The organism is Hydrogenovibrio sp. (genome assembly GCF_965140365.1).
GTDB lineage: Bacteria > Pseudomonadota > Gammaproteobacteria > Thiomicrospirales > Thiomicrospiraceae > Hydrogenovibrio.
On record NZ_OZ223196.1, the window covers coordinates 2,539,619 to 2,552,996 of the forward strand.

Sequence of the window (13,378 nt, forward strand, 5' to 3'; positions counted from 1 at the left end):
CCCGGCACACTGACCGGGTAGCGAAGAATAAATCTACGAAAAAACTACCCGGAGGCTTTTAACAACAATCATCAATATCCTCCGTTTGAAATAGAAATATAAGGTTGGTTTTTATTATAGCAAATGACCTTAAATCAATACATATATTCACTTATTTTCATTGCATTAAATGATGAGATAAAAACTTTTCAACATCATCAATCATTTCCTTAACATCCTCTTCATTAAATGAATTCCAATTACCATGGGCGGCACTATTTCGAATATCCGCTAATGCTGTAATTTTCTTTTGTTGCAATTTGTTATAGACACCTGCTTTCGTAAGCCCTGCATTCATACTATCTAACTTTGCATGTGGTATGCCATTTTGAGTACAAAGATCCCTTAATGTTGTTTCCAAAACTACACCTGCAACAACTGCGGCAGGGCCTTTATATCCGCTGGATAAAAGCTCTAAAGCTTGCTCAAGTTCAGAATCAAACAGTTCAGCCTGCACCAAAGTTTTAATGGAAAGTAAAAAACCTCCTTGAAAATCATCTTTTGCAGCTAAAAAAACGGGTTTTATGCGTTTAAGTTGTTGGTAATTATCATCAAAAGACGGACTCTTTTCAGCCTTAATAAAAGCTTTCATATGCTCACTATCACTTCCACATGTCTTAACTATGAGTGATTTAGCTTTAACTTTCCATTCATCAAACATAGCTTCATCAACTTGATCATAATTAGTACCGGTAAACTCTAATCGTTTAGCCGTTTTAGTCGTTTCTATTTGAACAATTTCGTCCGCGAGTTGATCATATCTTGACGATAATTTTTTTATCAAAGTTGTCTCCTATTCTTTCTGTTAACAATCTAACATTCAAAGTAAAAACTTTTATTTAAAATACTATAGTAATACGGCTAGCTTTGATAGATAAAAACCACCAGGCCTGGTGGTTTCAGAGACTCTCATTCATTTTCATCAAGGCATAAAAAAGGCCACCGAAGTGACCTTTTATGACGTTTAACGCTTTTTAGGCGCGGATTAAAATCTGAATTACGCGCTGAACAACTCTTGGTAAAGGGCGTTGGCGCTGGTAACCAGGTCGCCGCTGAGGGCGAAGCCGGAGACATCTTCGCCTTCTTTGTAAAGCAGGCGTTGGTTGTCGCCGACCATCATGGTTTGCTCCCATTGGCCGTGCGTGGCGTGCAATGGTGGGCTGATCATAATGGACAAGCTTGGTGTTTTGGTTTTGATCAAGCTTGGCAGCACTTGGAACGGGTCGGTGTCTTCGCCTTTCAGGTGCGCGGCAATGGCTTTGGCTTGGCGACGAATCGGTTCCAAATAAGCTTGCAACACGCCACCGGCTTCGGCACAGTCGCCAATCGCGAAGATGTCCGGGTCGGAGGTTTGGCAAGCGCCGTTGATGCAGATACCGCGGTTGGTTTCCAACTTGGCTTTTTTGGCCAATTCCAAATTTGGTGCCAGGCCAATGGCGGCGACCACGACATCCGTTTCGATGTATTCGCCTTGGTCGGTATGAAGCATATAACCGTTTTCGGCTTGGTTCATGTCCATCAATTCGGAGTTTTTGTACAGCTTGACGCCTTTACTTTTCAGCTTTTCTTCCAACGACTGGGAAATGGCTTCCGGCAGAATCTGGCTCATGAGATGCGCGCCACGCACCACCATATTGACTTCGATGTCTTGTGAACTGAGGTCTTCGGCCAGCTCGGTGGCAATCAAACCGCCGCCGATAAGGGTGACGGATTTTTTGCCTTCCAGGGCCTTGTGAAAACGTCTATAAGCCGGCAGGTCGTTGATGGTCATGATGTCCTGGGCGGCATTGCCGTCCACGCTTGGCGACAGAGCTTTGGCACCGGTTGCGAGAATCAGTTTGTCGTATTGGAAGCTGCCGGAAGTGGTCATGACCTTTTTACGCTTGGTGTTGATGGACATGACTTTGGTACGGGTTTTAACACCCATATTCAGTTCGGCGGCTTTGGCTTCGGCGGTCATTTCTTTTAAGTCGTCCGGCGTACGCCCTTGGCTTAAGGCCATGGACAGGGACGGTTTCGGATAGACGGTTCCGTCACAGGCGGTGAGCAAGCTGATTTCGGCGTCCGGCATGGCTTGACGAACATTTTCAGCGGCTTGCCAACCGGCGTAACCAGCGCCGATAATCAAGACGTCGGCATGGGTGCTGGCTTTGCGCTTAGGCGCACCATCCGGTGAAGATTTCGCCTTCGCTTCGTCCAGTGGAATGAAATCCGATTTACTCACCAGGCACAAAGGGCAGTACCAGTCATCCGGAATGTCTTCAAAACGCGTGCCCGGCGCCAATCCGGAATCCGGATCGCCCAGCTCTTCGTCGTAAATCAAACCGCATGTCTTACAAATATACTTTTTAAAATCTTCACTCATCTTGGTCTCCTATGCCGCTTCGATGCGGTCAATTTCCTTACGAAGATGCTTGATGGATGGCGTTACGATAATCACGAAATACGCTTCACGCATTTTGCGTTGCGGTGCGGCATCCACCAGATAGCCTTTGGCTCCGGCGTGCTGCATGACCGAATCGGCCGCGCGTTTACAGATTTCCCCGCCCAGCAAACGGGCTTCCAGTACCGATTTGATGTATTCTTGGCCAGGCGTGAAAGGGTCTTCGCACAAAGCTTCGATCAAATCGATGGCATCTTCCAAATCTTCGGTTATTTCTTCCGGCGAATCGTCCAGATATTCGTTGATCTCGGACAAGGTCAGATTCGCTTTTTCCATTTCGTTGACGGCGCCTTTAATGACTCCGGCGGCCATACCGGTTTGCAATAAGATGAATCCGGCTTTGATTCTTTCCAAATAGGGTTTCAACGGGTCGGCCAATAAATATTTCTTAGGCAAGAAAGCGTTGTCGAACAACAGGGAATAGGTTCCCGTGCCTTCCATCCCGACGAATTCGGCCATTTGTTTCATGGTCAAGCCTTCCAAATCACATGGAATCAGGGCCATGACATCTTTTTCATAGTTTTTGTCGTGGTCGTGCACGCTGAAAATCGAACCGAAAAAGTGCTTGTCGGACCCTTCCAACAGGTTGGATACCCAAGGCAAGGTGCCGTTGATGATGTAACCGTCTTCGGTTTCTTCCGCGGACAATTTCAGGTCTTCAATACCGGCAAAATACTTCATCGGGTTGGACAAAGCCGTGGCGCCGAAATATTCGCCATCCACCATCTTCGGCAGGATGTCGGATTTCAACCATTCGTTTTCAGAATTTTCGATGTACCAGGTACAGACGGACTGCGCCCACATCATAAAGCCGGTCGACATACATTCTTCGGACACGGTCGCCATATCCTGAATGGTGCCGAACAGGTTCAAATCGCCATTGTTTAGGGATGGAATATGGTGTCGAAACGCGCCGGCCTGGCCAACTTTCGATAAAATTTCGGTCGTGTACTGTCCATGATCAATGGCCACTGTTAACGGCTTAAGATCTTTTTGAACAATTTGACTAATCATGGTCATTCTCCTTCAAAGTGGGAAAACCTGGCGAAAACCGCCAGGCCTGGACAGTGTGATTAACCGACTAACTTTCCGGACAGATCCACCGCATTCATATAAGTGTTGGCCACTGGCGACCATTTGATGGCGTGTGCAACCAACGCTTCCAAATCTTCTTTGGAGGCTTCTGGTGATTCGATGGTGAACATGGCACGCACTTCGGTGACACCCAATTTTTTGTTTGGATCCACATCACCGGTACCCCAAACAGCGGTGATGTTGATGTCACCTTCCAATTCGACTTCTAATTTGGTTAAACTAATACCACGCGCTGTTGCGTTGGCTTGAACGCCTACCGACAAACATGAACCCAAAGACAGCAAAGCCATTTCAGATGGGTTTGGTGCCGTGTCTTCACCCAACAAGACAGGTGGCTCGTCCACAACAACCGGGTCCAAATCACGGATGTAGTTCAAGTTTTTGAACTGACCTTCCAATACGGTTTTGGACTTCAATGTTTTGATGGTATCCGGTGCGGCTTTCCCCGCTTCGGCCAATTTGTTCAAACCATCGTTATCGATTGGACGGATACATGAAGGGATATAGACTTCGCTCATTTGAGACTCCTCGTAAATTTTTAAAGTGAATAATTTCGACTTCTTCGAAACTTACCCAGTCATAGCGTGAAGGATGCCACAATTTAACAAAACATTATTTTTCAAATATTTATATAATATTGTTCATAATTTAGATTAATAAATTAACGGAAAATGTCTACAAATTACTTACAAAGTTTTACAATTGGTATTATTTGTTAACAATTGTTGACAAAAAGAAAGGATGAAAACGACAAAAAATAGATAATTTTTAACAAAATCAACTACTTAATAAATTGGCACAAGCCTTGCATTATGGTCATGGCATTTTAATTAACTTAGAGTACCTTGGTTCGCGACAGAATCGATTCTGAAACCACAAGATGCTCTTTATTGGAGACAAAGACTATGATGTCAAAAGTAGAAATGACCGAAGCGATTATCCTGGCTAAAGCGGAAAAATCCGTTGGTTGGAGTGATATTGCCGCCGCCGCGGGATTGAGTGAAGTTTATACCACCTCCGCTTGTTTGGGGATGAACCATTTGGATGCGGGCCCCGCTTCTAAAGTCGCCGCTTTCTTGGGATTGGGCGCGGATATTGAAGCGGCTTTACAAGCCTACCCACACAAATCATGGGAAAAAGCGGTACCAACCGATCCATTAATTTACCGTTTGTACGAAATTGTCGGTGTTTACGGCCCAACCATGAAAGAATTGATTCACGAAAAATTCGGCGACGGCATCATGAGTGCGATCGATTTCTCCATGGACATCGATAAAGAAGAAAACCCAGCCGGTGACCGTGTTGTTGTCACCATGAACGGTAAATTCTTGCCTTACAAAGCCTGGTAATCCAATCGTTTTTGATTGCGTGGCGACGAATTCGTTCGGCGCCGGCAATCAGCTTGCCTCCTTTCTTTATTCCATCTCAAGCCCATCTTTTCGTTGCCAAAATTTTCTTTTCGGCGCATAATTCTTCGTCTTGTCTCTGGAGGCGCTTATGCCGCTGAAACTCACCCCCAAAGCCCTGAATGAACTGTTGGATGCCTTAGTCGAACAAGGTTGGTATGAATGGCCGAATGCCGTAACCGATTCTTTGTGTGAACAGTTATTATCCGAAGTGGAAGCTTACGATGCTCAAGGCGACTTGCAGAGAGCCGGTATCGGCCGCGGCGACATTCATCAAATCAACGAATCGATTCGGCGTGACCAAATCAAATGGCTCAACGGCGCCACCGATGCCCAACAACTGTATTTGGCGCAAATGGCGGAATTACGCTGCCAATTGAATCGTGCCTTGTTTTTAGGGCTATTCGAATACGAATGTCATTTTGCGCTTTATAAACGCGGCGATTTCTATAAAAAACACTTCGACAGTTTTCGCGGCCGCGCCAACCGTATGGTGACCACGGTGTTGTACCTGAACCCGAACTGGCAACCGGATTGGGGCGGGGAGTTAGTGCTCTATGCCGAAGAAGGCGATGAAAAGCTGGCGGTGATTCTGCCGGAAATGGGCAAAATGGCGGTGTTTATGAGTGAATGGATTCCGCACGAAGTGTTGCCCGCGCAACATGAACGCGTCAGCATTGCCGGTTGGTTCCGTTGCAACACCAGTATCGGCGGCTACGTCGACCCGGCGAAATAATACCCACTGCAAAATCGGCCTTCCGAAAACAAAAAAAACCGCCAGGCCTGGCGGTTTTTCATTCACTTCAAAACATGATTAAAACATTAAGAATTGCCTTGCGCGGCTTCCTGCGCTTGGCGTTCCGCATGTTTGCGGGCGATTTCGTCCCAGTCAATGTTGTTACAGGCTTCGCATTCTTCTTTGAAAATGCCGACTTTCACCAACAGAGCGTGTACTTTACAACCCACGCAGAACCCGAGAATCGCTTCCAGCCACATAAAGCCGAAACACACCCAAACCAGAATCAACGGAATCCAGTTGGACATATAGTTTTCTGTGGTTGGCAACAGTTTACTGCTGAAAAGAGTATTCACCCAGTTGGCGAACACATCTGGGTTGAAGAAAACCAAACAAACAGTGATGAAAGACGCGCCAATGGTCCAGGCAAAGCGTTTCGGCACCAGCGGTTTCCAGTTCGGTTTTTGCGTTTTCGCCAACAAAGAGGCGATGTAAATGGTCGGCGACAAACGCGAGGTGGTGACGAACATCCCGGCAATCATTTCAAACAGGCCATAGAACAATACCCAGGTTTGGATGGTGTAATCATACACCCGCTGAGTGGCTTGGACTTGATAGATGGTGTGCCAGTTCCAATCGGTTTCCAAGGTATCGATCATGGTGGTGTTTTCCATCACCGACCAGCTGGAACCGAATACCACATCAATCAAGGTATAGGTCATGTAAATCGGAATAATCAGCAACATCCCGGCGCGAATTTTCACGGCGTTATCATTGATGAAAGTCGGTTTTTCCTTTGGGTCTCGAAACCAAAGGTTTTTGAAAACTGAGTGCATAGAACCCCCTTCTTTGGACAGCTTGGGCTTTACCCATAAACACAAATTGGGTATCAATTTATTAGAATATAATGAACCGGTGATATAGTGTTACATCAATATAACAATTGAGACCGGAAGCGCCAGCAAAAGTTACTGATTTTTCGATAGAATTTTTTAATTCCCGAAAAAGAAAAGGGTTGGATTTTCAGAAAAGTCAGGCGATTTTTACGCCCAAATCAATGAGCGCGATGGGCCAGAAGCAGGCTTTTGAAAACGTTAGGGTCTTTGATTTGCGTCATTTCGCCTTCTCTCGGCAAATGCTTGTCTTTCAAACGCGACAAGAAAAAACGCAACGCACCCATTCGCAACGCCGCTGGCCAGGTTTGCTGTTCCAGTTCGGTCATTGGGCGCACTTGCTGATAGGCCCTTAACACCGCCGCGGTTTTCTCCTCACACAAGGTTAAATCCGGCCGTCGACACCAATCATTCACCATCACCGCCAAATCATACAACATGGCGGAATTGCAGGCATAATACAGGTCGATAATACCTGATAACTCATCCCCATTGAATAAGGCATTGTCACAGAAAAGATCGGCGTGGATCACACTTTTCGGCAAGTGCGTCCAATCCTGTTGCGATTGGTAAGCGATTTCGGATTCGATCAACTCGACCTCATCCTGCGGTAAATGGGAACGAATCAATTCGAACGTCGATTGCATCCAGTCCAAACCGCGGTCGTTGGCGCGGAAAGCGTCATAATCTTGCCCGGCCAAGTGGAACTTGGCCAAATACGTCGCCATCACTTCACATTGTTTCAAGGTCGGGTGTTCCACGCCGGAACCGGTCAAACGCTCCACCAGCGCCGCCGGCTTGCCTTTTAGTTCCTTGAGATAAGAACCGTCACGCGTCGGTTTAGGGTGCGCAGTGGGAATGGCGTGCTCCGCCATAAACGCCATGATGTCGAGAAAATACGGCAACTCGTCGAAACTGTGGTGTTCGAAGATGGTGAGGACAAAACGCCCGGTCGTGGTATCGACAAAATAGTTGGTGTTTTCAATGCCGGCACTGATGCCTTCAAACGCAACCAGTGTTCCCTGGTTAAAATCCGCCAAAAACGCTTCCAAATCCGCTTGATTAACGACAGTGTAAACAGACATCCCAAACCGCCCTGAGAAAAGGTTAAAATTACGAGAATTCAATCCTAACGGAACCCGGTTCCGCTAAACGGCGACATTTTAGCATAATCCTTTAGAGGCAACGCATTCAATGACTCAGATCCTACCCAAATTCAACCCCGATAGCCCGTTCATTCTGGTGGACGGTTCCTCTTATCTGTTCCGTGCTTTTCATGCCATGCCGCCTTTGACCAACAGTGAGGGTCATGCCACCGGGGCGATTTTCGGGGTCATCAATATGATTGGGAAACTGCTGGAACAATACCAGCCTGAGCGTATCGCCGTGGTGTTCGATGCCAAGGGCAAGAACTTCCGCCACGACCTCTACAGTGAATACAAGGCGCACCGCCCACCGATGCCGGACGAACTGCGCATTCAAATCGAGCCGATTCACGACATCATCAAAGCGCTGGGCATTCCGTTACTGGTCATTGACGGTGTTGAGGCGGACGATGTGATGGGCACCCTGGCTCACCACGCCACCCAAGCGAAAATGGACGCTTTACTTTCCACCGGCGATAAAGATATGGCGCAGCTGGTCAACCAGCACATCACGCTGGTCAACACCATGACCGACACCTTGATGACCCCGGAAAAAGTCGAAGAAAAGTTCCACGTGAAACCCGACCAGATTATCGACTATCTGGCGCTGATGGGCGACAGCAGCGACAACATTCCCGGCATTCCGAAATGCGGCCCGAAAACCGCTGCGAAATGGCTGGCGGAATACGGCGACATCGACAATCTGATCGCACACGCCGACGACATCAAAGGCAAAATCGGGGAAAATCTACGCGCCAACCTCGACCAATTAAAACTTTCCCGCGAACTGACCACCATCCGCATCGATTGCAATTTGCCAATTGCCTTGGCCGACATCAAACGCCATGAAGCCGATATGGACGCTTTGGAAACTCTGTTCGCGCGCTTTGATTTACGTAACTGGTTGTCGCGGGTGTTGAAAGGCGACCTGCCTTTCAGCCAGAGCAGTGGCCGCAAAGCCCACTCCCAAACGAAGAACTCGGCGCCCAAAGGGGTAAGCCGAGAAACCGTTACCAATGGCCATTCCCAAAAATCCGCCGCCACGGAAGCCGACGGTGCGACCATTGAATCCGAACCCTATGCCACCATTTTGGACATGGCCGAACTGGACCAATGGCTGAAAAAACTCGAAAGCGCCGAAGTGTTTGCCATCGACACCGAAACCACCTCGCTCAATGCAATGCAAGCCAAAATCGTCGGCATCAGTTTCGCTTATGCGGAACCGGCCAAAAAAACCGATAACGCCAAAAACAACCAGGCCTGGCGGAATTTCGCAGCCTATGTGCCCTTAACCCACGATTACGACGGTGCCCCGACACAACTGCCTTACGACGACGTCATCGCCAAACTGAAACCCATTCTGGAAAACCCAGCCATTCAAAAAATCGGCCAGAATTTCAAATACGATTGGCACCTCTTCCAAAACGCCGGTATCGACGTACAAGGCATCGCTTTCGACACCATGCTGGAATCCTACTGTTTCAACAGTGTCGCCACCCGCCACAATATGGACGATTTGGCGCTGAAATACCTGAACCATTCCACCATTCATTTCGAAGACATTGCCGGTAAAGGGAAAAAACAAAAAACCTTCAATGAAATCGATATTGAAACCGCCGCGCCTTACGCCGCCGAAGACGCCGACATCACCCTGCAATTGCACCAAACCCTGATGCCGAAACTACAAGCCGAGCCCAAACTGGAAACCGTTTTCCGCGACATTGAAATGCCCTTGGTGCCGGTACTGGCGAAAATGGAACACACCGGTGTCCGCATCGACCGCCAGATGCTGGCCGATCAATCCTATGAACTGGGTGAAAAACTCACGGCACTGGAACAAAAAGCCCATTTGATTGCCGGCAGCCCTTTCAACTTGAACTCCTCCAAGCAATTGCAAGAGATCTTATTCGAAAAGCTGGATTTACCGATCATCAAAAAAACCCCGAAAGGCCAACCGTCCACCGCCGAGCCGGTGCTGGTGCAACTGGCCGAAGACGGCCATGAAATGCCGAATCTGATTCTGGAATACCGCAGTCTGGCCAAGCTGAAATCCACTTACACCGATTCATTACCCAAGCAAATCAATCCGGACACCGGGCGGGTACACACCTCTTACCAACAAGCCGTGGCCTCGACCGGACGTTTATCATCCACCGAACCCAACTTGCAGAATATTCCGATTCGCACCCCCGAAGGCCGCCGCATTCGACAAGCCTTCATCGCCGATGACGGGCACCAACTGCTGGCGGCGGATTACTCGCAAATCGAACTGCGGATTATGGCGCATTTATCGGGCGATGCCAGTTTGTTAAAAGCCTTTGCCGAAGGCAAAGACATTCACCAAGCGACCGCGGCGGAAATTTTCAATATGCCGTTGGAAGAAGTGACGTCCGAACAACGCCGTAGCGCCAAGGCCGTCAACTTCGGTTTGATTTACGGTATGTCCGCCTTCGGCTTGGCCAAGCAATTAAACATTTCGCGTGGCCTAGCACAGGAATACATCAACCTCTATTTTTCTCGTTATCCGGGCGTGGCGGATTATATGGAAAACACCAAACAAAATGCCAAGCAAACGGGTTATGTCGAAACCCTGATGGGCCGCCGCTTGTATCTGCCCGACATCAATGCCAAAAACGGGCAATTGCGTCAATACGCCGAGCGCACCGCCATCAACGCGCCTATGCAAGGCACCGCCGCCGACATCATTAAAACCGCCATGGTGAAAATGCAGGCCTGGTTGAATGAGACAACACTGGACATCAAAATGCTGATGCAAGTACACGATGAATTGGTGTTTGAAGTGGCCGAGCCAGATATCGACTCGGCGAAAGCCGAAATCAAAACCATTATGGAATCCGCCTTAACCCTTGACGTGCCGTTGATTGTTGAAATCGGTCGGGGCAAAAACTGGGACGAAGCGCATTGAAAAAATGCGTCATACATTTTAATTTATCGGTTATCTTTATATTTAACTAGCGTTCTGGAAAAATAGTGACTACCAATTTTTACGTGCCGTCTAAAATTGTCCTCTTGTAAATGATGTTCCAAAACTTTTAACACTCAAGGAAGGGTACTCATGTTGAAAAGCATTTCAGCCAAATTATTGTTTCGTATGGTGCTGGTAACCATTATCGGCTTAGTCATCGGCTTGTCGTTGATTTTAAAATTCAGTTCGGACTTAAAAAGTTCAACCGCCGAAAACCTCACCACCGAAAAACGCGAGCAAGCGCTGATGCTGATTCAGTCCAAAATCGAAACCGCTTTGAGCATCGCTCAAAGTGCGGTATCCGCCAACCCGAATCTTGGGGAATTCTTTCTCAATGGCGATGACCGTTCCCTTTATAAAATCGCCAACAATATTTCCGACGATTTCAAACGCACCACTCATTATCACGGGCTATCATTCGTCGCTTTTGACCAAGAAAATCGAATTTTCATGCGCTCTTTCGCCAAACAACCTGACCCGGCAAAAGGTAAAAAAGCGCCCAGAGATTTTTCCGCCATTCTAACCGGAAAAGTCCCGCACTCGGCCGAAATCGATCTTTCCGGTGTCGGATTGTTTATTACCGCATCGGTACCGGTGCATGCCACTGACGTCAACTCGCCCATTGTCGGCGTTCTGGACATTCGTTCCGGCCTCGGCTCCATTGCGCATAAAATGCAAAAAGAACAAGCTTATTTTATAGCGGTTTTAAACGATAAAGCCCTGGAACGTTGGAAAAAAGGCCAGAATAATCCGAAACTTGGTTCCTATTACCTAGCCCACAACGATTGGTTCAAGGATTCCGTCAAATGGTTCCGTCAGCTCGACATCGATCACCTGATTCAAAAAAAATTCACTTTGAAAGACAATAAAGCCATCACCGTTTCTCCTCTGAAAAACAGTGATGGTGATGTCATTGGGTATTATTTAGTCGGCATCGACATGGATCACCCTGACATGGTGAACGCCATGGATGGAGTGAATCAAACCATTTTGCTAATGCTGGTTCTGATTGTCGTATTAATGGGAATATTGATGCTGTTCCTATGGCACGCCTCGCATAAAATCGTGACTCAGCCAATTCAATCCATTCTGTCGGCGATTCGACAAGTCGAAAAAACCGGCAAAATCGACATCGAATTGAACAGCCATGCTCAAGATGAAGTTGGCGATATGACACGGGCTTTCGGTTCCCTGCTCAACCAAATTAACCAAGCTTTAAAAGAAGCCAACCAAACCGTCAAGGCGATTGCAGATGGTGATTTCTCACGTTCCATGCAAGGTCAATACCAAGGGGATCTCGCCACTTTAAAAGAGGGCGTCAATGCCTCAGCGAAAAGCGTTGAATTCATGATGAATGAATTAAGCAAAGTGATGCAGGCACTTGAAAATGGTCAATTTGACGTGCGAATGGATTCTAACGTCGCCGAAGGTTTCCGTCAGCTGGTTGAAGGTGCTTTACAATCCATCGATCAAGTCATCCGTGAAATCAATGTGACCCTTTCCGCCATGCAAAAAGGTCAATTCGATCATCGTGTTGAAATCGAGGCCAAAGGTGAACTGCAGTGGTTAAAAACGCATGTCAATGAATCCCTGTCTTCGTTAAATTCGGCCATCAATGAAATCAACACCGTCATGTCGGCTCAAGCATCCGGCGACCTGACTCAAACCATCAATGGTGATTATCAAGGTCAACTCAATACATTAAAACAATCCATTAACCGCTCCAGCGAACAACTTAACCAAATTGTTACCGATGCAATGGAAATTTCCGTTGAAGTCAATAATGCTGCCAATGAAGTATCACGCGGCGCTCTGGATTTAAGTGATCGTGTTCAGCAACAGGCCGCCTCACTGGAAGAAACCTCTGCGACAATGGACGAAATGACCAGTTCGGTTCAAAACACCACCGGCCACTCCAAAAAAGCCGCACAAGTGGCATTGGACGTTCAGCAAAAAGCACATCAAGGCAATACAGTGATGCATGAAACCATCGACGCCATGAATGCCATTCAAGATTCCAGCCATAAAATCAACGAAATCGTCACGCTCATTGACGGCATTGCTTTTCAAACCAACCTGCTGGCATTGAATGCGGCTGTGGAAGCCGCCAGAGCCGGTGATCATGGCCGAGGTTTCGCTGTGGTAGCCGGCGAAGTTCGCAATCTGGCCCAAAAATCCGCTGAAGCCGCTAAAAACATTACTGGATTAATCCAGGAAAATGTCACTCGCATTGATAAAGGAACCCAGTTGGCGACCGAATCCGGTGAAGTGCTTAATCAGATTATGGAATCGGTTGAACAAGTTTCCATTATGATTGAACAGATTGCTCAAGCCTCAAGCGAACAAGCCGAAGGGATTGGCCAAGTCAATAAAGCCATCGCTCAAATCGATAGCGGAACACAACAAAACGCCGCATTAGTTGAACAAACCAGCGCCGCTGCGGAAAGTCTGAATGAACAAGCCAATATCCTCCGAGACGATATGGATCGTTTTAAAACCCAAAAATCAGCTCCTCTAAAACTGCCTAAAAAATCGTAATGACAAAACTGCAAAGATACGTGTCCATCAATAAACCTTGTCAAGGCCGCGAAATTTTCTCGTTTTTAGATATTTTTTGGTTAAAATTTTGGAGAGT

General features: G+C 47.4%; 10 protein-coding genes. 4 read left to right on the top strand and 6 right to left on the bottom strand.

The genetic code is table 11. The annotated features are described in order from the left end of the window. Positions 1 to 157 precede the first annotated feature (157 nt). From AC0KH7_RS12000 to AC0KH7_RS12015, 4 genes are all read right to left on the bottom strand, one after another. Positions 158 to 823, bottom strand: a complete 666-nt coding sequence (locus AC0KH7_RS12000; protein ID WP_472373698.1) for a hypothetical protein — start codon at positions 821 to 823, stop codon at positions 158 to 160. Between the two features lie 213 nt (positions 824 to 1,036). After that, entirely contained in the window at positions 1,037 to 2,404 is a 1,368-nt protein-coding gene (locus AC0KH7_RS12005) for an FAD-dependent oxidoreductase (RefSeq protein WP_472373699.1), read from the bottom strand. Between the two features lie 9 nt (positions 2,405 to 2,413). Next, complete coding sequence (locus AC0KH7_RS12010) at positions 2,414 to 3,496, bottom strand: acyl-CoA dehydrogenase family protein (protein ID WP_472373700.1); 1,083 nt, start codon at positions 3,494 to 3,496, stop codon at positions 2,414 to 2,416. A 59-nt stretch (positions 3,497 to 3,555) separates the two neighbouring features. Beyond that, positions 3,556 to 4,095, bottom strand: a complete 540-nt coding sequence (locus tag AC0KH7_RS12015; protein WP_472373701.1) for an OsmC family protein — start codon at positions 4,093 to 4,095, stop codon at positions 3,556 to 3,558. A gap of 387 nt (positions 4,096 to 4,482) precedes the next feature. Between AC0KH7_RS12015 and cynS the strand changes: the two genes are divergently transcribed. Further along, the gene (gene cynS / locus AC0KH7_RS12020) at positions 4,483 to 4,926 is read left to right on the top strand and encodes a cyanase (RefSeq protein ID WP_472373702.1); all 444 of its coding nucleotides are present in this window, start codon (positions 4,483 to 4,485) and stop codon (positions 4,924 to 4,926) included. Positions 4,927 to 5,074: 148 nt separating this feature from the next. Further along, a complete protein-coding gene (locus tag AC0KH7_RS12025; protein ID WP_472373703.1) occupies positions 5,075 to 5,719 on the top strand; it encodes a 2OG-Fe(II) oxygenase in 645 nt (214 codons plus the stop codon). 86 nt (positions 5,720 to 5,805) lie between these two features. On the opposite strand, the gene AC0KH7_RS12030 is transcribed toward AC0KH7_RS12025, so the two are convergent. Both AC0KH7_RS12030 and AC0KH7_RS12035 read right to left on the bottom strand, forming a co-directional pair. Beyond that, complete coding sequence (locus AC0KH7_RS12030; RefSeq protein WP_472373704.1) at positions 5,806 to 6,555, bottom strand: DUF4395 domain-containing protein; 750 nt, start codon at positions 6,553 to 6,555, stop codon at positions 5,806 to 5,808. 218 nt (positions 6,556 to 6,773) lie between these two features. Next, on the bottom strand, positions 6,774 to 7,697 hold the full coding sequence (locus tag AC0KH7_RS12035; protein ID WP_472373705.1) for a homoserine kinase: 924 nt from the start codon (positions 7,695 to 7,697) through the stop codon (positions 6,774 to 6,776). A 109-nt stretch (positions 7,698 to 7,806) separates the two neighbouring features. Here AC0KH7_RS12035 and polA point away from each other — a divergent pair, with 109 nt between their 5' ends. Beyond that, positions 7,807 to 10,683, top strand: coding sequence for a DNA polymerase I (gene polA / locus AC0KH7_RS12040; protein ID WP_472373706.1), 2,877 nt, complete (start codon positions 7,807 to 7,809; stop codon positions 10,681 to 10,683). A 150-nt stretch (positions 10,684 to 10,833) separates the two neighbouring features. Then, a complete protein-coding gene (locus AC0KH7_RS12045) occupies positions 10,834 to 13,281 on the top strand; it encodes a methyl-accepting chemotaxis protein (RefSeq protein ID WP_472373707.1) in 2,448 nt (815 codons plus the stop codon). The last annotated feature ends 97 nt before the right edge of the window (positions 13,282 to 13,378 follow it).

Bases quoted from the DNA above. Each gene is read 5' to 3' on its own strand.
- AC0KH7_RS12030 (WP_472373704.1), bottom strand. From the start codon at position 6,555: ATGCACTCAGTTTTCAAAAACCTTTGGTTTCGAGACCCAAAGGAAAAA.
- AC0KH7_RS12010 (WP_472373700.1), bottom strand. From the start codon at position 3,496: ATGATTAGTCAAATTGTTCAAAAAGATCTTAAGCCGTTAACAGTGGCC.
- AC0KH7_RS12045 (WP_472373707.1), top strand. From the start codon at position 10,834: ATGTTGAAAAGCATTTCAGCCAAATTATTGTTTCGTATGGTGCTGGTA.
- polA (WP_472373706.1), top strand. From the start codon at position 7,807: ATGACTCAGATCCTACCCAAATTCAACCCCGATAGCCCGTTCATTCTG.
- AC0KH7_RS12025 (WP_472373703.1), top strand. From the start codon at position 5,075: ATGCCGCTGAAACTCACCCCCAAAGCCCTGAATGAACTGTTGGATGCC.
- AC0KH7_RS12035 (WP_472373705.1), bottom strand. From the start codon at position 7,697: ATGTCTGTTTACACTGTCGTTAATCAAGCGGATTTGGAAGCGTTTTTG.
- AC0KH7_RS12005 (WP_472373699.1), bottom strand. From the start codon at position 2,404: ATGAGTGAAGATTTTAAAAAGTATATTTGTAAGACATGCGGTTTGATT.
- cynS (WP_472373702.1), top strand. From the start codon at position 4,483: ATGATGTCAAAAGTAGAAATGACCGAAGCGATTATCCTGGCTAAAGCG.
- AC0KH7_RS12015 (WP_472373701.1), bottom strand. From the start codon at position 4,095: ATGAGCGAAGTCTATATCCCTTCATGTATCCGTCCAATCGATAACGAT.